Origin of the sequence: Lysobacter soli, from assembly GCF_003382285.1 — a bacterium.
In the GTDB taxonomy this organism is placed as follows: Bacteria; Pseudomonadota; Gammaproteobacteria; order Xanthomonadales; family Xanthomonadaceae; genus Lysobacter_J; species Lysobacter_J soli.
The window spans coordinates 201,042-221,851 of the sequence record NZ_QTJR01000001.1; the positions used below are offsets into that span (position 1 = coordinate 201,042).

Annotated in this window: 15 protein-coding genes; 11 read left to right on the plus strand and 4 right to left on the minus strand. The window is 68.3% G+C overall.

Going from position 1 to position 20,810, the window contains the following annotated elements; translation table 11 throughout:
- Positions 1–42: 42 nt before the first annotated feature.
- The 8 genes from DX912_RS00880 to pilH all read left to right on the plus strand — a co-directional run bounded on the left by DX912_RS00880 (position 43) and on the right by pilH (position 9,279).
- Positions 43–2,874 (plus strand): 2-oxoglutarate dehydrogenase E1 component, encoded by a 2,832-nt coding sequence (locus DX912_RS00880; RefSeq protein ID WP_115840578.1) that lies wholly within the window; start codon positions 43–45, stop codon positions 2,872–2,874.
- Between the two features lie 66 nt (positions 2,875–2,940).
- Entirely contained in the window at positions 2,941–4,170 is a 1,230-nt protein-coding gene (gene sucB / locus DX912_RS00885) for a dihydrolipoyllysine-residue succinyltransferase (RefSeq protein WP_115840579.1), read from the plus strand.
- A 176-nt stretch (positions 4,171–4,346) separates the two neighbouring features.
- Positions 4,347–5,789 (plus strand): dihydrolipoyl dehydrogenase, encoded by a 1,443-nt coding sequence (gene lpdA / locus DX912_RS00890; protein WP_115840580.1) that lies wholly within the window; start codon positions 4,347–4,349, stop codon positions 5,787–5,789.
- Positions 5,790–5,879: 90 nt separating this feature from the next.
- Positions 5,880–6,734, plus strand: a complete 855-nt coding sequence (locus DX912_RS00895; RefSeq protein ID WP_115840581.1) for a class I SAM-dependent methyltransferase — start codon at positions 5,880–5,882, stop codon at positions 6,732–6,734.
- A 29-nt stretch (positions 6,735–6,763) separates the two neighbouring features.
- A complete protein-coding gene (locus tag DX912_RS00900; protein ID WP_115840582.1) occupies positions 6,764–7,357 on the plus strand; it encodes an LOG family protein in 594 nt (197 codons plus the stop codon).
- Positions 7,358–7,508: 151 nt separating this feature from the next.
- Complete coding sequence (locus tag DX912_RS00905) at positions 7,509–7,805, plus strand: GIY-YIG nuclease family protein (protein ID WP_115840583.1); 297 nt, start codon at positions 7,509–7,511, stop codon at positions 7,803–7,805.
- 25 nt (positions 7,806–7,830) lie between these two features.
- Complete coding sequence (locus DX912_RS00910; protein ID WP_115840584.1) at positions 7,831–8,823, plus strand: YhdH/YhfP family quinone oxidoreductase; 993 nt, start codon at positions 7,831–7,833, stop codon at positions 8,821–8,823.
- A gap of 90 nt (positions 8,824–8,913) precedes the next feature.
- The gene (pilH, locus tag DX912_RS00915; RefSeq protein ID WP_115840585.1) at positions 8,914–9,279 is read left to right on the plus strand and encodes a twitching motility response regulator PilH; all 366 of its coding nucleotides are present in this window, start codon (positions 8,914–8,916) and stop codon (positions 9,277–9,279) included.
- 12 nt (positions 9,280–9,291) lie between these two features.
- Here pilH and DX912_RS18680 read toward each other — a convergent pair whose 3' ends face one another.
- Together DX912_RS18680 and DX912_RS00920 are read right to left on the minus strand one after the other, a co-directional pair.
- A complete protein-coding gene (locus DX912_RS18680) occupies positions 9,292–9,414 on the minus strand; it encodes a hypothetical protein (protein ID WP_267896484.1) in 123 nt (40 codons plus the stop codon).
- Between the two features lie 125 nt (positions 9,415–9,539).
- On the minus strand, positions 9,540–10,442 hold the full coding sequence (locus DX912_RS00920) for a DnaJ C-terminal domain-containing protein (protein ID WP_115840586.1): 903 nt from the start codon (positions 10,440–10,442) through the stop codon (positions 9,540–9,542).
- A 224-nt stretch (positions 10,443–10,666) separates the two neighbouring features.
- On the opposite strand from DX912_RS00920, the gene DX912_RS00925 reads away from it, so the two are divergent.
- Positions 10,667–11,152 (plus strand): peroxiredoxin, encoded by a 486-nt coding sequence (locus DX912_RS00925; protein WP_115840587.1) that lies wholly within the window; start codon positions 10,667–10,669, stop codon positions 11,150–11,152.
- A gap of 40 nt (positions 11,153–11,192) precedes the next feature.
- Here DX912_RS00925 and pbpC read toward each other — a convergent pair whose 3' ends face one another.
- Together pbpC and DX912_RS00940 are read right to left on the minus strand one after the other, a co-directional pair.
- Complete coding sequence (gene pbpC, locus DX912_RS00930; protein WP_425477868.1) at positions 11,193–13,598, minus strand: penicillin-binding protein 1C; 2,406 nt, start codon at positions 13,596–13,598, stop codon at positions 11,193–11,195.
- Between the two features lie 187 nt (positions 13,599–13,785).
- The gene (locus DX912_RS00940) at positions 13,786–18,747 is read right to left on the minus strand and encodes an alpha-2-macroglobulin family protein (RefSeq protein ID WP_115840589.1); all 4,962 of its coding nucleotides are present in this window, start codon (positions 18,745–18,747) and stop codon (positions 13,786–13,788) included.
- Between the two features lie 146 nt (positions 18,748–18,893).
- Here DX912_RS00940 and DX912_RS00945 point away from each other — a divergent pair, with 146 nt between their 5' ends.
- Positions 18,894–19,889: a glycosyltransferase family 9 protein gene (locus DX912_RS00945; RefSeq protein ID WP_115840590.1), complete on the plus strand. Its 996-nt coding sequence runs from the start codon at positions 18,894–18,896 to the stop codon at positions 19,887–19,889.
- 60 nt (positions 19,890–19,949) lie between these two features.
- Positions 19,950–20,744 (plus strand): MOSC domain-containing protein, encoded by a 795-nt coding sequence (locus DX912_RS00950; protein ID WP_115840591.1) that lies wholly within the window; start codon positions 19,950–19,952, stop codon positions 20,742–20,744.
- Positions 20,745–20,810 lie beyond the last annotated feature (66 nt).

Here is a 20,810-nt window from a genome sequence, read left to right on the forward strand (position 1 = left end):
GGCTCACTCCGCCTTTCCCCACCGAGTTTCCCGATCGCCATCGTGGACAGTCTCCTGAAGCAGTTCTCCCAGTCCTCCCAGCTCGGCGCCAACGCCGCTTTCGTCGAAGACCTGTACGAGCAGTACCTGGTTGCTCCCGACAGTGTCGATCCCAAATGGAAGGCATATTTCGACGGCTTCAAGGGTCGCGAGGCCGGCGACATCCCGCACTCGGCGGTGATCGAGCAGATCGCGGAAGCCGGTCGCCAGGCCGCGCGCGGCGTGGTCTCCGTGGCCGCGGGTGCCGGCGATGAGCGCGAGCGCCACGTCGGTCGCCTGATCACGGCCTACCGTTCGCGTGGCCACCTGGGCGCCGACATCGACCCGCTGGGCCTGTGGCAGAAGCCCGACGCGCCGGATCTCGACCTGGCGTTCCACCAGCTCACCAGCAACGACCTCAACGCCGAGTTCAGCACTGGCGGCGTGGGCGGCCACGACCGCATGAAGCTGGGCGACCTGTTCGCCCTGCTCAAGGCCACCTACACCGGTCCGATCGGCGCCGAGTTCATGCACATCTCCGACGCCGACCAGCGTCGCTGGCTGTATGAGCGCCTGGAAAAGGCCGGCGGCAAGTTCGGCCGCACCGCCGAGGACAAGAAGCGCATCCTGGAGCGCCTGACCGCCGCCGACGGACTGGAGCGCTACCTGGGCACGAAGTACGTCGGCCAGAAGCGTTTCTCGCTGGAAGGCGGCGACGCGCTGATCCCGCTGATGGACAGCACCATCCGTCGCGCCGGCGAACAGGGCGCCAAGGACGTCGTCATCGGCATGGCCCACCGCGGCCGACTGAACGTCCTGATCAACACGCTCGGCAAGCCGCCGCGCCACCTGTTCGACGAGTTCGAAGGCAAGTTCGAGCACGTCCACAGCGACCTCGCCCACCAGGGCGACGTGAAGTACCACATGGGCTTCTCGGCCGACGTCGCCACCCCGGGCGGTCCGGTGCACCTCGCGCTCGCGTTCAACCCGTCACACCTGGAGATCGTCGACCCGGTGGTCGTCGGTTCCGTGCGTTCGCGCCAGTCGCGTCGCGGCGACAAGGGCGCGCAGCAGGTGCTGCCGATCCTGATCCACGGCGACGCCGCGTTCGCCGGCCAGGGCGTGGTGATGGAGCTGTTCCAGATGTCGCAGGCGCGCGGTTTCCGCGTCGGCGGCACGGTGCACATCGTCATCAACAACCAGGTGGGCTTCACCACCAGCGCCGTGCAGGACGCCCGCTCGACGCTGTACTGCACCGACGTCGCGAAGATGGTCGGCGCTCCGGTGCTGCACGTGAACGGCGACAACCCCGAAGCGGTCGTGTTCTGCGCCGAACTGGCGCTGGACTTCCGCAACACGTTCGGCAAGGACGTGGTCATCGACCTGGTCTGCTACCGTCGCCACGGCCACAACGAGGCCGACGAGCCGGCGGCGACGCAGCCGGTGATGTACCAGGTCATCCGCAAGCACAAGACGCCGCGCGAGCTCTACGCGCAGCAGCTGGTCGCCGAGGGCACGCTCAGCGCCGACGAGGCGCAGGCGCTGGTCGACGGCTACCGCCAGAAGCTCGACGACGGCGTGGTCACGACCGAAGTGGTCGAGGTCAAGCCGGACGAGTTCACCATCGACTGGTCGAAGTACCTGTCGGGCAAGCTCAGCGACCCGGTCGACACCACGTTCGACCGCAAGAAGCTCGACAAGCTCGCCGTCGCCATCAACGACGTGCCGGCCGACCTCAAGCTGCACCCGCGCGTGGCGAAGATCTACGAGGACCGCCGCAAGATGGCGGCCGGCGAGCAGCCGGGCGACTGGGGCTTCGCCGAGAACCTCGCCTACGCGACGCTGCTGGACGAAGGCTACAAGCTGCGCCTGGTCGGCCAGGACTGCGGCCGCGGCACGTTCTTCCACCGCCACGCGATCCTGCACGAGCAGACCAACGACGAGTACGTCCTGCCGCTGCGCCGTCTGGTGAAGAACCCGACCGACGTGACGATCATCGACTCGCTGCTCAGCGAGGAAGCGGTGATGGGCTTCGAGTACGGCTACGCCACCGCCGATCCCATGACGCTGGACATCTGGGAAGCGCAGTTCGGCGACTTCGCCAACGGGGCGCAGGTGGTGATCGACCAGTTCCTGTCCTCGGGCGAGGCCAAGTGGGGCCGCCTGTGTGGCCTGGCACTGTTCCTGCCGCACGGCTACGAAGGCCAGGGCCCGGAGCACAGCTCCGCGCGCCTCGAACGCTTCCTGCAGTTGTGCGCGCTGGAGAACATGATCGTCTGCACGCCGACCACCCCGGCGCAGGCGTATCACATGATCCGCCGCCAGATGCGCATGACCACGCGCAAGCCGCTGGTGGTGATGACGCCCAAGTCGCTGCTGCGCCACAAGCTCGCCGTCTCGACGCTGGACGAACTGGCCAAGGGCGAGTTCCAGCACCTGATCCCGGACGCCTCGGCGGACGTGAAGAAGGTCAAGCGCGTCGTGGTCTGCGGCGGCAAGGTCTACTACGACCTGCTGGAAGAACAGCAGAAGCAGGGTCTGGACGACGTGGCGATTCTGCGCGTCGAACAGCTCTATCCGTTCCCGCGCGCAATGCTGCAGGCCGAACTGAAGCGCTTCAAGAACGCCACCGACGTCGTGTGGTGCCAGGAAGAGCCGCAGAACCAGGGCGCGTGGTACCAGATCCGCCACCACCTGGCGGCCTGCCTGCAGTCCGGCCAGACGCTGCACTACGCCGGTCGCGCGCGCTCCCCGTCGCCTGCCGCCGGCCACCTCGCCGACCACGTCGCCGAGCAGACCGCGCTGGTCGCCGATGCACTGAAGAATCCGCTGCGTGGCGAGATCACGGCCGAATAACGGCCGCTCGCCACACTCCGCCCACACACACGACACACCGCTTACGTCATCCAGGATGCGCGCCCCATGAGCACCGAGATCAAAGTCCCCGTTCTGCCCGAATCCGTCTCCGACGCCACCATCGCGACCTGGCACAAGAAGGTCGGCGACGCCGTCAAGCGCGACGAGAACATCGTCGACCTGGAGACCGACAAGGTCGTGCTCGAGGTGCCCTCGCCCGTCGACGGCGTGATCAAGGAAATCAAGTTCCAGGAAGGCGACACGGTGACCAGCCAGCAGCTGATCGCCGTCGTCGAGGAAGGCGCGGCCGCCGCTGCTCCGGCCCCGGAAGCCAAGGCCGACAAGGCCGCGATCGACGCCAAGAACGTCGCCGCCACCACCGCCGAAGCCCAGCCGGTGACGCCGAAGGCCGCCGCGGCCGAAGCCACCAAGGCCGCCGGCGGCGTCGACCAGCTGCCGCCCGGCGCGCGCTTCACCGCCGTCACGCAGGGCATCGATCCGTCGCAGGTCGAAGGCACCGGCCGTCGTGGTGCGGTGACCAAGGAAGACCTGGTCAACTACGCCTCGGGCAAGACCGGCGGCGTCGCCGGTGGCGCGCGTCCGGAAGAGCGCGTGCCGATGACCCGCATCCGTGCGCGCATCGCCGAGCGCCTGATGCAGTCGAAGAACTCCATCGCCATGCTCACCTCGTTCAACGAGGTCAACCTGGGCAAGGTCATGGCCATGCGCAAGGAGCTGGGCGAGCAGTTCGAGAAGGCCAACGGCATCAAGCTCGGCTTCATGAGCTTCTTCGCCAAGGCCGCGGCCAACGCGCTGCAGAAGCACCCGGTGGTCAACGCCTCGGTCGACGGCAACGACATCATCTACCACGGCTACGCCGACATCTCGATCGCCGTGTCGACCGACAAGGGCCTGGTCACGCCGGTGCTGCGCAACGTCGAGCGCATGGGCTTCGCCGAGATCGAGAAGGGCATCGCCGAGTACGCCAAGAAGGCGCGCGACGGCAAGCTCGGCCTGGACGACCTGCAGGGCGGCACCTTCACCATCACCAACGGCGGCACGTTCGGTTCGCTGATGTCCACGCCGATCGTCAACCCGCCGCAGAGCGCGATCCTCGGCATGCACGCCATCAAGGAGCGCGCGATCGTCGAGAACGGCCAGGTCGTCGCCGCGCCGATGATGTACATCGCGCTGTCCTACGACCACCGCATCATCGACGGCAAGGACGCGGTGCTGTTCCTGGTCGACATCAAGAACCAGCTCGAGAACCCGCACCGCATGCTGCTCGGGATGTAATCCCGCTTCGAGCCCCTCTCCCGGCGGGAGAGGGGTTGGGGTGAGGGTCGGCGAAGCGACACGCCGGCCCTCCGTCGAGAACGACCGGCTCGCGCCCCACTCCGCCGTCCCCCATTCCGGCGCAGCGCGCCACCTTCATGCAGTCGCAACGAAGGGCAAGGCACAGGACATACGCAATGAGCGAACAGCAAACCTTCGACGTCATCGTCATCGGCGCCGGCCCGGCCGGTTACCACGCGGCCATCCGTGCCGCACAGCTGGGCCTGAAGACCGCGTGCATCGACGCCGCGCTCGGCAAGGACGGCAAGCCGGCGCTGGGCGGTACCTGCCTGCGCGTGGGCTGCGTGCCGTCGAAGGCGCTGCTGGACAGCTCGCGCCAGTTCTACAACCTGGGCCACCTGTTCGGCGAACACGGCATCACGGCGAAGGACGCGAAGATCGACGTCGCCACGATGATCGGCCGCAAGGACAAGATCGTGAAGCAGTTCACCGGCGGCATCGCGATGCTGTTCAAGGCGAACAAGATCACGCCGTTCTACGGCTTCGGCCAGCTGCAGCCGGGCAACGTCGTCACGGTCAAGCAGCATGACGGCAGCACCGTCGAGCTCAAGGGCACCAACGTGATCCTGGCCGCCGGTTCGGATTCGATCGAACTGCCGTTCGCCAAGTTCGACGGCGAGAACATCGTCGACAACGTCGGCGCGCTGGACTTCACCGCCGTGCCCAAGCGCCTGGGCGTGATCGGCGCCGGCGTGATCGGCCTGGAACTGGGCAGCGTGTGGAAGCGCCTGGGCGCCGAGGTCACCATCCTCGAAGCGCTGCCGGACTTCCTCGCCGCCGCCGACGCCGAAGTCGCCAAGACCGCCGCGAAGGAATTCAAGAAGCAGGGCCTGGACATCAAGCTGGGCGCGAAGGTCAGCAACACCGAAATTTCCGGCAAGGGCAAGACGAAGGAAGTCGTCGTCACCTACACCGATGCCGAAGGCGAGAAGACGCTCACCGTCGACAAGCTGCTGGTGTCGGTCGGCCGCCGCGCCGCCACGCGCGGCCTGCTGGCCGAAGGCACCGGCGTGAAGCTGGACCAGCGCGGCATGATCGAAGTCGACGCGCATTGCCACACCGGCGTCGATGGCGTCTGGGCCGTGGGCGACTGCGTGCGCGGCCCGATGCTCGCGCACAAGGGCTTCGAGGAAGGCATCGCCGTCGCCGAACTGATCGCCGGCCTGCCGGGCCACGTCAACCTCGACACGATCCCGTGGGTCATCTACACCGAGCCGGAAATCGCCTGGGTCGGCAAGACCGAGCAGCAGCTCAAGGCCGAAGGCACGCCGTACAAGGTCGGCACCTTCCCGTTCGCCGCGATCGCACGCGCCGTCGCCATGGGCGAGCCGGCCGGCTTCGTGAAGGTCATCGCGCACGCGGAAACCGATCTGATCCTCGGCATGCACCTGGTGGGCGTCGGCGTGTCCGAACTCGTGCACGAAGGCGTGCTGGCGATGGAGTTCAAGGGTTCGGCCGACGACCTCGCCCGCATCTGCCACGCCCACCCGACGCTGTCGGAGGCGATCCACGACGCCGCGATGGCGGTGTCCAAGCGCGCCATCCACAAGGCGAACTGATCGCCGCCGGCCGCGCAACACCCGCGTGCGCCGCAACCAGGCCGCCATCACTTCCCAGTGCTGGCGGCCTTTTGCTTTGAAGGAGATCCCGTGACCGGCACTCCGATCCGCAACGTATCCGACACCTCCGCCTGGGTCGCGATCTATCGCGCGATGGAGAGCGAGCGTCCCGATGCGATCTTCCACGATCCCTTCGCCCGCCGGCTCGGCGGCGAACGCGGCGAAACCATCGTCCGCACGCTCCCGCGCGGCGCATCGATGAGCTGGCCGATGGTCGTCCGCACCGCAGTGATGGACGAGATCATCCTGCGCTGCGTGCGCGAAGGCGTGACGACGGTCCTCAACCTCGCCGCCGGTCTGGACGCCCGCGCCTACCGGCTGGACCTGCCGCCCACGCTGCGCTGGATGCACGTGGACCTTCCCGAATCGGTCGACGACTTCCGCCAGCAGATGGCGGGCGAGACGCCGCGCTGCTCCGTTGAATTCATCGGCGCGGACCTGCGCGATGCGGCCGTCCGCCGCGACGTCTTCGCCCGCGCTGCCGCGAACGGGCCGGTACTGGCGATCACCGAGGGGCTCCTGGTCTATCTGGAACCCGCCCAGGTCGCCGAACTGGCCGCCGACCTGCATGACGTCGCACGCGCCCGCTGGTGGCTGACCGACCTCGCCTCGCCGCGACTGCTGAAGATGCTCGAACGCCGCTGGCAGCCGCAGCTGAAGGCCGGCAACGCGCCTTTCCGCTTCGGTCCGGCCGAAGGCACCGCGTTCTTCGCGCCGTTCGGATGGCGCGAGCAGGAGTTCCGTTCCACCTGGGACGAAGCCCTGCGTCTTCGACGGTCCCCGCCGAACATGTGGCTGTGGAAGCTGCTCGATGCGCTGCAACCTGCGCGCAAGCGCAGAGAGATGCGACGCATGTCCGGCATCGTCCTGATGCAATCCACCTGATCCACCTTCCGTTCCCGAGAGTTGAAAACATGCGTTCCCTTTGCGTTTATTGCGGCTCCAATTCCGGCTCCAAACCCATCTACACCGAACGCGCGATCGCGCTCGGCACGCGCCTGGCGAAGGACGGCATCACCCTGGTCTACGGCGGCGGCAACGTCGGCCTGATGGGCGTGGTCGCCGACTCCGTTCTCGCCGCGGGCGGCGAAGTGGTCGGCGTGATTCCCGAACAGCTGGTCAACTGGGAAGTCGCGCACAAGGGCCTGACGCGGCTGGAAATCGTCGGCTCGATGCACGAGCGCAAGGCGCGCATGTTCGACCTGTCCGACGGTTTCGTCGCCCTGCCCGGCGGCTTCGGCACGCTGGACGAGATGTTCGAGATGCTCACCTGGCGCCAGCTCGGCATCGGCGACAAACCGTGCGCCTTCTTCGACGTCGACGGCTTCTACTCGCCGCTGATGGGCATGCTCGACCGCATGGTCGCCGAACGCTTCCTGCACCCGGACCAGCGCGACGACCTGTGGCACGGCGACGACATGGACGCGATGCTCGCGTGGATGCACGCATACAAGCCGGCGCAGGCGGACAAGTGGATGGACGAGAAGCGGCGCGGGGCGATGCGGTGAGATCGAGCAGCAAGGGCGCTTTAGCTGCGTAGTCTTTCACCGACCTGTAAATCCGTCATTCCAGCGAAAGCTGGAATCCATTTTCCGCTTTCATCGTCACTCGCCAGAGAAGCAAGATGGATTCCAGCTTTCGCTGGAATGACGAGTCTCAATGCGCAGGCAGTTGCATCCTTGCGTCTACATGCTGGCCAGTGGCGAGCGCGGCACCCTCTACATCGGAGTGACGTCCGATCTGATCAGGCGGATCTGGCAGCACAGGGAGAACGAAGCGGAGGGCTTTACTCGCCGCTACCACGTCCATCGTCTGGTCTGGCACGAGTCGCACGCAACCATGGACTCCGCCATGCGGCGCGAAAAGTCGCTCAAGGCATGGAAGCGCGCATGGAAGCTCCAGCTCATCGAATCCACCAATCCACAATGGCGCGACCTGTATCCCGATATCCTCTGATCCTGTTTCGCCAAGGATGCCCCTCATGACCATCCCCGCCACGTTCAACGCCTTCCGCATCCACAACGACGCCAGCGGCTACCGCAGCGGGCTGGAGCAGGTCTCGCTCGACGACCTCTCGCCCGGCGAAGTGGTCGTCAAGGCGGCCTACTCGTCGGTCAACTTCAAGGACGCGCTCGCCGGCACCGGAGAAGGCAAGATCCTGCGCCGGTTCCCGCTGGTCGGCGGCATCGACGTCGCCGGCCACGTCGTCGCGTCCACCGACGCGAAGTTCAAGGAAGGCGACGCGGTGCTGGTCACGGGTTGCGGCCTCAGCGAAACGCGCGACGGCGGCTACGGCGAATACGCACGCCTGGAATCGAAGTGGGTGATTCCGTTGTCCAGCGGCCTCAGCCTGCGCGAGAGCATGATCCTGGGCACCGCGGGCTTCACCGCCGCGCTCGCATTGCTGCGCATGACCGAAAACCGGCAGACGCCGGATCTGGGTCCGCTCGCGGTGACCGGCGCGACCGGCGGCGTTGGCTCGCTCGCGGTCGACATCTTCAGTCGCGCCGGCTTCGAAGTGCACGCCATCAGCGGCAAGCCCGAGCACGCGGACTACCTCAAGGAAATCGGCGCAACGCAGGTGCTCGGTCGCGATGCGCTCGCGACGACGCGGCCGATGGAATCGGCGCAGTTCGGCGGCGGCCTGGACAATGTCGGCGGCCCCATGCTCGGCAGCCTGCTCGCGCAGACCGCGCCCTACGGCAACGTCGCCAGCGCCGGGCTTGCCGCCACGGCCGAGCTCGACACCACGGTCATGCCCTTCATCATCCGCGGCGTGTCGCTATTGGGTGTCGCCTCGGCCGGCACCGCGCGCGACATCCGCGAACGCGTCTGGCAGCACCTGGCCGACGACTGGAAGCCGCAGCACCTGGATCGCATCTGCACGCGCGAGGTCGGTCTGCAGCAATTGCCGGAGGTCTTCCCGACGATGCTGGCCGGCGGATCGCTGGGACGTACGCTGGTCGTGATCTGACGCACGGATTGGGCGCGCCGAACGTTCGCCGCCCGCTGTTGCGACAGCCCTGACGCTGGCTACAATCCCCAAACGTTCAGGGGGACACATATGGCGCGCATTCTCATCGTCGACGACTCGCCGTCGCAGCTCATGGGCATCCGGCGCATCGTCGAGAAGCTCGGCCATGAGGCCCTCACCGCCGAGGACGGCGCCGCGGGCGTCGAGGCCGCCAAGCGGGAGCTCCCCGACATGATCCTGATGGACGTGGTGATGCCGAACCTCAACGGGTTCCAGGCCACGCGTTCGATCACCCGCGACCCGACGACCTCGCACATCCCGGTCGTCCTGGTCACCACCAAGGACCAGGACACCGACCGTGTCTGGGGCATGCGCCAGGGCGCGAAGGCCTACCTCACCAAGCCCTTCAGCGAGGGCGACCTGTCCGACGTGATCGGCCAGGTGATGAAGCGCTGAACGGCGAAGGCGTCAGAACCAGAGCCGGTCGATCGCTTCGACCAGGATCGCGAAGGCGGTGATCCCGCAGACGCCCCACAGGAAGCAGATCGCATTGCGCATCCACCGCGCGCCGGGTTGAAGTTGGGAGTTCATGCCGCGATGGCACCAGACGACCTCCCGCCGCTCCATCGGATTAATCCGAAAGCCGCCTGATCCGAGCCCAAATACCACAAAGGCGCCGCAAGGCGCCTTTCTCGTTTCCACGCCGGGACGTCCCGTCAGGCGCGCCGCCAGTCGTCGCCGAATGCGTCGCGCAGCTGCTCGTACGCCTCGCGTTCCGCCTCGGTGTTGGCGCGCGGTGCGAGGACTTCCAGCTCCACGATCTGGTCGCCCGGCGGCTGCCTGCCGGTCGGGTCGTTCGGCAGGCCGCGGCCGCGCAGGCGCAGCTTGCGGCCGGCTTCCGAATTGGCTGGGATCTTGAGTTCCACCGGGCCACCGAGCGTCGGCACGCTGACCGTCGCGCCCAGCGCCGCTTCCCACGGTGCGATCGGCAGCACGTGGATCACGTTGCGACCGTCCACTTCGAACTGCGGGTTGGCGGCGTACTCGATCTCCAGCAGGAGGTCGCCGTGCGCACCCTGCCCGGCCAGCCGGATCACCTGCCCCGGCCGGATGCCCTTGGGCACGCGCACGTCGAGCGTGCGGTTGTTGACCGAGATGCGCACCGTGCCGCCTTCGTACACCGTCTCCAGCGACACGGCGAGCTTGGCGCGCGAATCGCCGCGCGGCTGCGGGCCGGCGCCACGCTGCTGGCCGAAGCCGCCTCGACCGAACAGGCTTTCGAAGAAGTCGGAAAATCCGCCGCCCGCGCCACCGCCGGCGAAGATCTCCTCGAAGTCGGGGCTGCCGTAGCCGTTGCCGCCGAACCCGCCCGGCGGAGGCTGCACGTCGTCGCCCGGACGATAGCCGCGCGCGCGCAGCTGATCGTAGGCCGCGCGCTTCTGCGGATCGCGCAACGCCTCGTACGCTTCGTTCACCGCCTTGAACTTCTCTTCGGCGCCGGCTTCTTTGCTGACGTCGGGATGGTACTTGCGCGCGAGCCGGCGGTACGCCGTCTTGATTTCGGCGTCGCCCGCACCGGGCTCAACGCCCAGGGTTTCGTAGTAATCCTTGAACTGCATCGATCGTCCGTCCCGTAAAGGCTGCCCGCGGCATGGCCGCGAAGGCGGGAGGTTAGCGCAATCGCGGCGAAGCCGAGGTCGCGAGGGATCCACGGAGCCGCGAATGGCGGTAACCCTTTGAAATAGGCGCACGCGCGCGGGCTTTCAAGCATGCGTTGACGCGGGGTTTCCCGGCGCAGGGTCTAGAATCGGGCGATCTTCCGCACCTCCGCACAGGAACCGCCATGACGATCCAGATCGGCGAACGCATCCCCGAAGTCCCGCTGCAGCGCATTCGCGAGGGGGTGGAAACGGTCGATACCAACGCCCTGTTCGACGGCCGCCGGATCGTGCTGTTCGCGGTGCCCGGCGCGTTCACGCCGACCTGTTCGGAAAAGCACCTGCCCGGCTTCGTGGAGCATTTCGACGAATTCCGCAGCCGCGGCATCGAAGTCGCATGCGTGGCGGTCAACGACCCGTTCGTGATGCAGGCGTGGGGCGAAAGCCAGAACGTGCCGGACGGCCTGATGATGCTGGCCGACGGCAATGGCGACTTCGCGCGCGCGCTCGGCCTGGAACTCGATGCGAGCGCCTACGGCATGGGCCGTCGCGCCAAGCGCTTCGCGCTGTACGCCGACGACGGCGTGGTGAAGCTGCTCAACGTCGAAGCGCCGGGCGAGTTCCGCGTGTCCTCCGCCGAGCATGTGCTCGAGCAGCTCAAGCACCTGTAATCCTGTCGGGAGGAAGCGTGCGCTCTCGCTTCTTCCCGGCTCACTCGCTTCCCGCCTGAAGGCGGAATCCCAGACTCGACCACGCCCCGCTGTCGGCCAGCGCCGTCAGCGTGTGCTCGCCGGGCTGCTCGAAATCGTGGACGAACGCGCCCTCGCCCACGGATTCGCCGATGAGCCGGCCGTCGAGCAGCCAGCGCACGCGCGCATCGCCGCCGAGCGCGCGCAGCGACAACCGCACCGCCTGCGCGCCACCGGGCGCAGGCGCGAGCGTCGCACGATCGTTCAGACCTTCGATGCGCAGCTCCTGCACCGCATCGCGTCCGTCGGCGACACAGTCGGGCGATAGCCGCGGCAAACGCGCCGCCGCACGCGCCGCGCTCGACAGCCATGGCGAGGCGAGCGCCGGCCAGCGGGCGATCTCGCGCGACTCACGCACGTGAGTCGCGCTGCAATCGGCCGACAACCGCAGGCCGGTGCGCGCGTCGACATCGAACCGCTCCACGCCCGCACTCCACAGGCGCGCGTCGCGTTCGGCGAAGGTCGGCGGCACCGAGCCGTCGAGCGTCCAGGCCTCGCGTCGCTGACGGCACAGCTGTGGTGCCTCGGGATCGGGCGGAAGGCCGAGCGGCCAGCAGATGTCGAGCGTCGCTACGCTGGCCGGCGGCGGACGCGGCGCGGCGTCGGCGCGCTGCCGCGGCAGGCTGTCGATCACTTCGAACATCAGCGGCAGCGCGGTGATCGCGCCGTACTGGCCGGGCAGCGGCGTGCCGTCGGGACGGCCGACCCACACCCCGACCGTGTAGCGCCGCGTGCCACCCAGCGCCCAGGCGTCGCGGAAACCGAAACTGGTTCCGGTCTTCCACGCCACGCGCGGCCGGCCGCGCGGATCGAACGTGTCGGCCGCGCTGCCGGGGCGCGGATTGGCTTCGAGCATCTCGCGCACGATCCACGCTGCGCCGGGCGACAGCAGGCGCCGATCCACGCGCGGCGCATCGCGCGTGTAGCGGACGCGACCGGCGACGCCGTCGCGATTGAGCGCGGCATACGCGCCGACCAGATCCTCCAGTCGCGCGCCGGTGCCGCCGAGGATCATCGACAGGTTCGGCGTCGCGCCGGGCGGCCACTGCAGTCGGATGCCCGCATGCGCGAGCCGCGCGGAAAAGCGCGACGGACCGACGCGGTCGAGCAGATCCACCGCCGGCACGTTGAGCGACAAACGCAACGCCTGCGCAGCGCCGACGGGACCGTTGAACGCCGCGTCGAAATTGCCCGGCCGGTAATCGCCGAACGCCTGCGGCGCATCGACCAGCAGGCTCTCGGAATGGATCAGCCCGTCATCGAGCGCCAGGCCGTACAGGAACGGCTTGAGCGTCGAACCGGGCGAACGCCACGCCTTCACCATGTCGACATGACCAACGCGCGCGGCGTCGGCAAACGCGAGCGAGCCGACATAGGCACGCGCTTCGAGCGTGGCGTTGTCGACCACCAGCAGCGCGGCGGACGTGCGTTCGGGCAGTTGCGAGAAATACGCCGCGACGCGGTCTTCGAGCGTGCGCTGCAGATCGAGGTCGAGCGTGGACGCGATGCGCACCGCGTCCGGTTGTTCGAAGCGAAGGCGCTGCGCCAGCAGCGGCGCGTAGCGCGGTGGCTGCAGCGATCGCGCGACGACCGGCTCCACGCGCGCGTCCGTCACCTGCGCGGGCGTCCACACCTGCATCTGCTGCATGCGCGCGAGCACCTTGTCGCGCGCGACGCGGGCGCGCTCGGGTTCGCGGTCGGGACGAAGGCGGCTGGGCGACTGCGGCAGCACGGCGAGCAGCGCGGCTTCGGCGTGCGACAGGCGCGAGGACGGTTTCCCGAGATACGCCCAGCTCGCCGCTTCCACACCTTCGACCGTGCCGCCGAACGGTGCGTGGTTGAGGTAAAGCGAGAGGATCTCGCGCTTGGACAGATGCACTTCCAGTTGCAACGCGCGCAACATCTGCCGCAGTTTGCGACCGGGCGTGCGCTGGTTCGACGCGCGTGCCTCCTGCCTCGAATCGAGGATGCGCGCGACCTGCATCGTCAGCGTCGAGCCGCCGGACACGACGCGCCCGCTGCGCGCCCATTGCCCGGCCGCACGCAGCATCGCCACGGGATTGATGCCCGGATGCCGCCAGAACCAGCGGTCCTCGTAGGTCAGCAGCGCCTGCACGTACAGCGGCGACACGTGCTCCGGCTCGATCGCATAGCGCCAGATGCCGCCGGTGTCGGCGAACGCGCGCAGCGGCGTGCCGTCGGCGGCGGTGACGACGGCGCCGCGGTCGCGCGCGTCCGGAAGCGGCAGCGGGAACGCGAGGTCGGCGAGCATCGCCGCGATGAGCAGCAGCTGCGCGCCGAGGAGCGACTTCAGCGCGGCGCGGCGGCGCTTCGACGAATGCTTCGCAGGAGTGCGGGTCTCAGTCACGCGTCAGCCTGCCCGTCGCCGTTACACCTTCCAGAGCCGTCATCCCGGCGAAAGCCGGGATCCAGGCTGTCACGCGCTCCGAAAGCGACGCGATGGCAAACGGACACGCACCCAGCTTGGATCCCGGCCTTCGCCGGGATGACGGCCTTCGGGTGGCGGGCAAAGTCCTGCAACACCACGTCGAACCTCACTTCCCTCCCGGCTGCGTCACCGTGATCACCGACGGCGCCACCTTGCCGACGCCGCGCAGGTCCGGCCGGTACATGTCCTCCACGAGCGACGGCGGCACCGTGTACGTGCCCGGCGTCACCGCGCGCACGAGGTAGAACACGCGCGCGGTATCGCCGACGTCTAGCTTGAGCGCCGCCACGTAGCGGTCGTCGCGGAACTCCTCGTGGCGGACTTCGGCCGCATCGTCGCGGTCGCTCAGCTCGATTCCGTCGATCACCACGCCTGCCCACTGCTTGCCGTCGCCGAGGTTGAAGTTCTCGATCTCCAGCCCTGCCGGCAGCAGGTCGGTGAGCAGCGCGTCGGGCATTGGCCTGCTCGCGCGCACGTTCACCTGCACGATCAGCGCTTCGCCTTCGGCCAGCGTGCCGCCGGTCCAGGGCTGTCCGTCGGTCGAGTAGTACTTGCGGTCGATGTCGATGACCGATTTGTCCGGCGCCGGTGCGCTGCGTGGCACGCCGGCGACTTCGAAGCTCGCGTACAGCGGCGGCTCGCCCTCGGGCGTGAAGCTCACGCCGCGCGCGATGGCCGCGGCGTCGAACAGCTTCCCCACCAGGCGCGCCCGACCGGCCGCGCTGGTCGCGTCGCCGACCTTCCATTCGCCCGAGACCTGCTTGCCCTGGTCGGCCATGAGCGCCTTGCCCAGGCGCGCGATGGCGACCTGCTCCTGCGTGCTCAGCCACAGCCAACCATCATTGCGCCGCGCGTCGAGCTCCTTGCCCAGCGCCACCGAACGCGCATCGAACTCCGGCCGGTCGAGCTTGTGCTCGTGCACCAGCGCGATCATCAGCGCATCGTCGCGCAGGCGGCTGCCGTAATCGCCGAGGTAATCCGGCCGATCGGCCGCATCGCGCGCGAAACCCTCGGCAATCGCCTTCGCACCGCGCGTCTTGTCGCCCTGCAGCGACAGCGCGATGCCCAGATGCACCAGCGGGAGGCCGGTCAGACTGTTCTTGCGTTCGTTGTCGTACAGCGCGCGCAGCGTGCCCAGCGGCGCGCGGTTGACGCGTGCGAGCGCGTAGCCGGCGTAGGCCTGGTAGGCGAACTTGAGGTGTTCTCGACGGTCGTAGCCGAAGAACGGCGCGCCGCCGGAGAGCAGATCCTCGTTGAGCACCTTCAGCGCCTTCTGCAGCATCGCGTCGGGCACGGCGAAGCCGGCATCGCGCGCGTCGAGCAGGAACTCCACGACGTAGGGCGTGATCAGCGGATTGACGTAGTCGCCGTCGCCCCACATCGAGAAGTGGCCCGAGCCGATCTGCATCGCGGCCAGACGCCCGAACGCGCCTTCCATCCGCGCCCGACGCTTCGCTGCGTCCAGGCCCGTCGTGCCGAGCATCTTCGCCGTCGCATCGTCGAGTTCGAGCGCGGCGAAACCCTTGCTGGTCGTCTGCTCGGCGCAGCCGTAGGGATACTCGAGCGCGCCCTGCAATGCCGTGGCGAACGGGATCGGCGGCAACGCGCCGACCGTCAGGCGTGCGTTGACCGATTCGGGCATCAGGCCTTCGGCAAGCGCCTGGTCCAGCGCGATCTGCCCCAGCGAATCGAGTACCTTCGTCCGCGCGCGCACGACCGACGGCCATGCCGGGCGCACCGGCAGGTCGTAGCGGCGATCGACCTTCACGCCGTTTCCGTCCACGCGTACGCGGACCTGCGCGACCGTCATGCCCGGACGTGCCTGCAGCGGGAAGGTGTAGGTGGTCTTCGCCTCGGACGCGAGCTGCGCGGTGCGCGTGCCATCGGCGATCGCGATCGGCCCCTCGCCCGTCACCTGCACCTTGAACGTGCCGGCGCGGCCGGTGAAGTTCTGCACGTCCAGCGTGACGTTGCTCTTGTCGCCCGGCGCCAGCACGCGCGGCAGGCTGGCTTCGGCCAGCACCGGCGCGCGCACGATAATCTCCGCCGCACGGCTGCCGTACTTGCTGGCCGAATACACGAGCGCGGAGACCCGCAGCGTGCCGTTGAAGTCCGGCACCGGCAGGCGCACGCGCGCGTTGCCCTTCGCGTCGAGCTTCACCGGACCGGCGAACAGGTCGACGGTCTGGACCTTCGCCGTCGGACGCCGCGCCTGCGGCAGCGCAGCCAGCGCCATGTCGCCGCCGAAGCGGATCTTCGCCATGCTGCCTTCGAAACTTTCGATCACGCGGCCGTAGACGTCGTATGCGTCCACGCCCAGGCGACGCTGCGCGAAGAAATGCGCCGCGGCGTCGGGCACGGGGAAGCGCGTGATGTTGAGGATGCCCACGTCCACCGCCGAGACGGTCACGAACGCGTCCTGCCCGGCCAGCTGCGGCGCGCTCACCGTTACCGGCAGGTCGCGTTCGGGCTGCATCTGCTTCGGCACGGACAGGCCGACGGCAACCTTGCGATCGCGACGATCCATCGGCACGAACGCCACGCCCACCGCGCGCGCCGGCGTGATCTTGCTGGGCGCGCTGCCGCCGCGGAACACCAGCGCGGTGACGTAGACGTCGTGGCGTTCCCAGTCCTTCGTCACCGGGATTTCGAACGTGCTGCCGGCCTTGGCATCGATGTCCTGTACGTAGAGCATGCGGTCGGTCTCGACCATCAGCAGGCCCTTGCCGGCGTGCGGCGGCGTCAGCGTCACCTTCAGCGTCTCGCCGGCGCGGTACGAGGTCTTGTCGAGCGCGAGCTTGACCTTGTCCGGGCGCGCATCCAGGCCGCGGTTCTCGTCGTTCCAGCTCCACCCTGCGGTAAACGGATAACGCGTCGTCAGTTTCGTCGCCGGGTCGAACACGTCGAGGCGGTAGTCGCCCCACTCGACCGGGACATCGACGCGCGCCGATCCGCCGCCCACGTCGACGGTCTTCGTCTCGATGTCTTCATAACGGCGGGTGAAGTCGTAATCCCAGCCGTCGTCGCGGTGGTTCCAGTGATAGTCGCGATGCTCGCGCACCAGCGTCACGCGCAGCGCATTGGCCGGGCGCGGCTGCGCGTCGCTGCCGTAACGGCCGATCTCGAATCCGAGCGTGGTGTTCGCGTCGGCACCTTCCTTGTCGTCGAACAGCGGGCGCACGCCGACGATCGCATCGGCCGGCCACAGCACGCGCTTGAGGCTGCGATTGACGCTGCGCCCGCCGGTTTCGTACACGCTGCCGGTGACGATCGCGGCGATGGTGCTCGTCGGCTTGGCTTCCTCGGGAAGCGCGATGTCCTGTTCGAGCTTGCCCTGTTCGTCGAGCTCGGTGTCGACGACGTCCGACGCTTCCTTCGGCAACGACAGCGTGGGATCGCCGAAGAACCAGCCCGGCAGCTGTTCCAGCGGATGCTGCTCGACCGCCACGGCCAGTTTCGCCGTGAAACGATTGCCCGACGCGGGTGCGCCGTACAGATACGCGCCATCGACCTGCAGCCGCAGCGGCTCGCCCGGCTTCAGCATGGGCTGCGCATCGAGGTCGAGCTTGAGGCGCTCGGGCAGGAACTCCTCCACGCGCAACGTCATGCCCTGCACGGCGTCCTTGCTGCCGGGATCGGTGCGGAATTCCACGCGCCAGCGGCCGGTCGCAGCATCCACCGGAATGACCTGCGCGTGACGCACGTAGCCTTGTGCATCGGGTTGCAGGCGCGTTTCCAGGAATGTCTTGCCGTCGGGCTGCACGTAACGCAGGAACACCGGCTGTGACGTCTTCCCTGCTTTCGCCGCGACCGGATTGCCGTCCTGGTCGCGCAGCAGCGCCGACAAACGCACGGTTTCGCCCGGGCGGTACAGATCGCGCCCGGACCACGCGAACACGTCGAACCACGCCTGCTCGCCGCCGCTCACCGCGAACTCGGACAGGTCCAGCGCCGGCTGGTTGAACGGCAGCATCGAGACGTCGCGACCCTTGCTCGCCACCAGCACGTACGCCGCATCGAGCTTGTACTTCAGCAGCGCGTTGCCGTTGCCGTCGGTTTCGGCCTTGAGCACCGGTTCGCCGCGCGAGTCGAGAATGCGCAACTCCACGTTCGGTACCGCCGCGCCCGACTGCAGCGACGCGGTATGCACGAACATCGTGTCCTTGTACGCGCGTACGTGAAGGCCGAGGTCGCTGATGGTAAAGAAGGCGGTCTCGTACTGATCCTGGAACTGCCCGGCGCGCTTCATCACCGCGAAGTACAGGCCGGGTTCCTGCAGTTCCTTGATGTCCTGCACCGGCAGGTACGTCAGCACGCGTTCGTTGGGTTTGCCGCCCAGGACGAAGCGGTTGACGTAGACCGGTTCGGCGAGACGATCCAGCGGCGTCTTCTCGCTGTATTCGCTAGCCAGTTCCCAGCTGCCGCGACGACCGCCGCGCTGGTATTCGGCGAAGAACTTCGGCAGTTCCTTCTCGCGCACGCGCAGGAACTCGACGTCCACTTCCGGCACGTTGACCGAGACCACCGGCAGGCCGCGACTCTCTCGCGCCGGAAGCACGCTGCCCTGCGAGGCGAAGCCGACCACAGGATCGAGCGGCCCCGTGTAGACCTCCTTGCGCAGCGGTTGCGCGAGGCGATCGCCCGACGCGGCGGTGAGGCCGGCCTTGATCGCGACGATGTAGTCCTTGCTCGCCTCCACGTGCGGGAAGCGCAGCACCCTGGCGTCGTCGGAGAGCACCCAGCTGCCTTTCACGACCGCGCCGTCCTTGTCGGTCACGGCGATCAGGTCGTCGAAGGACTGCGTGCCCACCAGCGGCTTGCTGAAGTCCAGCGCGATGGCGAGCTGTTCGTCGCCCTTCTGGTCCGGGTATGCGGCGACGAGCGCGAAGCCCTGCACCGTCTGCGATTTCGCCTGGATCGCCTCGCCGCTCGGCGCGGGAAGCTGGCCGTTCGCGTCGCGCTTGCAGCCGCTCAGCAGCGCGGCGGCGATGGCGAGGAATGCGAACCAACGAACCACGCGGCCATGACCCGGCCAGGCGTGAACGAATCCTTCCGATGCGCGCTTCATGCAGTCTCCCCGGTTGTGCGCCGAGTATAGATTTCGGCCACGAAAACTTCGCGGCCGAACGTCGTGCCGAACGGGTCGATGCGCCTGTCGGGGTTGTCACACGGCGTGTGCGATCATCGGCCGCATCGTCCCACCCGACCTGACGCATGCCGCGCGACGTACCGCGTCCTGTCATCACCGAACCCGACCTGCCGGCCAGACCGGCTGCCGCGTCGGAGCGCGACGTCCGGACCCGCAACCCGGTGCTGGTGATCCGTCACGGCGCGTTCGGCGACCTGCTCCAGGCGGACGGCGCGCTGCGCGACCTGCGCGAACACCATCGCGACCGCCGCATCGTCCTGCTCGCCTCGTCGCCGTACACGCGGCTGATGTCGCGCTGCCCGCACGTGGACGAGGTGATCGCCGATCCGCGCGCGCCGCTGCTCCAGCTCGGGCGCAACCTTGCCTTGCTGCGGACCCTGCGCGAGCGCGGCTTCGACCGCGTCTACGACCTCCAGGGCAGCGACCGCACCGCGCTGTACCGGCGCCTCATGCCCGAGCCCTCGCACTGGCTGCGCAAGCAGAATCCGTCCGACAGCGGCACTCCGGACAGGCTGGCCTATGCGTGGATGCTGGCGCAGGCGGGCATCCGGGTCCGCCACGCGGACGCGCCCGATCCGGGCTGGATGGCCGACGATGCGAGCGGGCTCCTCGCCGCCGCCGGCGTTCCTTCGAACTACATCGTGCTGATCCCCGGCAGCGCCGCCCGGCACGTGCACAAGCGCTGGCCTGGGCACACCGAACTCGCCCGGCGCCTGGCCGAACTCGGACACGCGGTGGTGGTCGTGCCGGGGCCGGACGAACTGGAACTGGCCCGCAGCCTCCCGGCCACCGTGCTCACCGCGCCGGAGGGATTCCTCGACTGGTTCGCCCTTGCCGGCGTGCTGCGGCGCGCGTCATTCGTCGTGGGCAACGACACCGGGCCGACGCACCTGGCCGCGGCGCTCGGCGTACCGGGACTCGCCCTGTTCGGGTCGCACACATCAGTCGAACGCACTGGCATCCGCATGCGCGCCTTCGATGCGATGCAGGTGCCGGACCTGGCGCAGCTGCCGGTCGACGTGGTGCTGGCGGAAGTGATGCGGCGCCTGCCGCGGCGCTGACGCTTTACCGCGTTCGCCACGGCGGTCACGATGGGTGCGTCCCCGCGCGTCCGACCCGCCATGAAGCTGAGCGACCTGTACCTGTATCCCGTCAAATCCTGCGCGCCGCTGGCGCTGGACGAGGCGCACGTCGAAGCACGCGGACTGGCCGGCGACCGCCGCTGGATGATCGTCGACGGCGACGGCCGCTTCATCACCGGCCGCCAGTTCCCCGAACTCACGCTCGTCCGCGCGCGACCCGGCGATGACGGCCTGACACTCGACGCACCGGGATTGCCGACGTTGGACGTCGCGATTCCGGTGCCGTCGGAGCATTCGGTCGTCGAGATCTGGAAGAAGCCGGTCGCCGCCACGTTCGCGTCGTCCGAAGCGGGCGAATGGTTCAGCCGGTACCTCGGCACGACCGTGCGACTGGTCTACATGGACGACACGGTGCAACGGCAGGTCGACCCGGCGTTCGCGCGCGAAGGCGACATCGTCGGCTACGCGGACAGTTTTCCGATCATGCTGCTGGGCCGCGGCTCGCTGGATCGGCTCAACTCGCAGCTCGACGTGCCGGTCTCGATGACGCGCTTCCGTCCGAATTTCGTCGTCGACGTGGAGGCGCCGCACGCCGAGGACGCGTGGACGCGCATCGCCATCGGCGAGATGGAGTTCGACGTCGCGAAGGACTGCACGCGCTGCAACTTCGTCAACATCGATCCGGCGACCGGGCGTCGGTCGCACGACGGCCAGCCGTTGAAGACGCTGACGGGCTATCGGCGTTTCGATGCCGGCGTGACGTTCGGGCGCCACCTGATTCCGCGCTCGGCGGGCGTGGTGCGTCGCGGGGATGAGGTGCGGGTGCTGGGTTGATCGACGGGCTCGCGACGCGGTTGAGTGGCGGCTTCCCCCTCACGCGTCCATAAACGAAAACGCCGC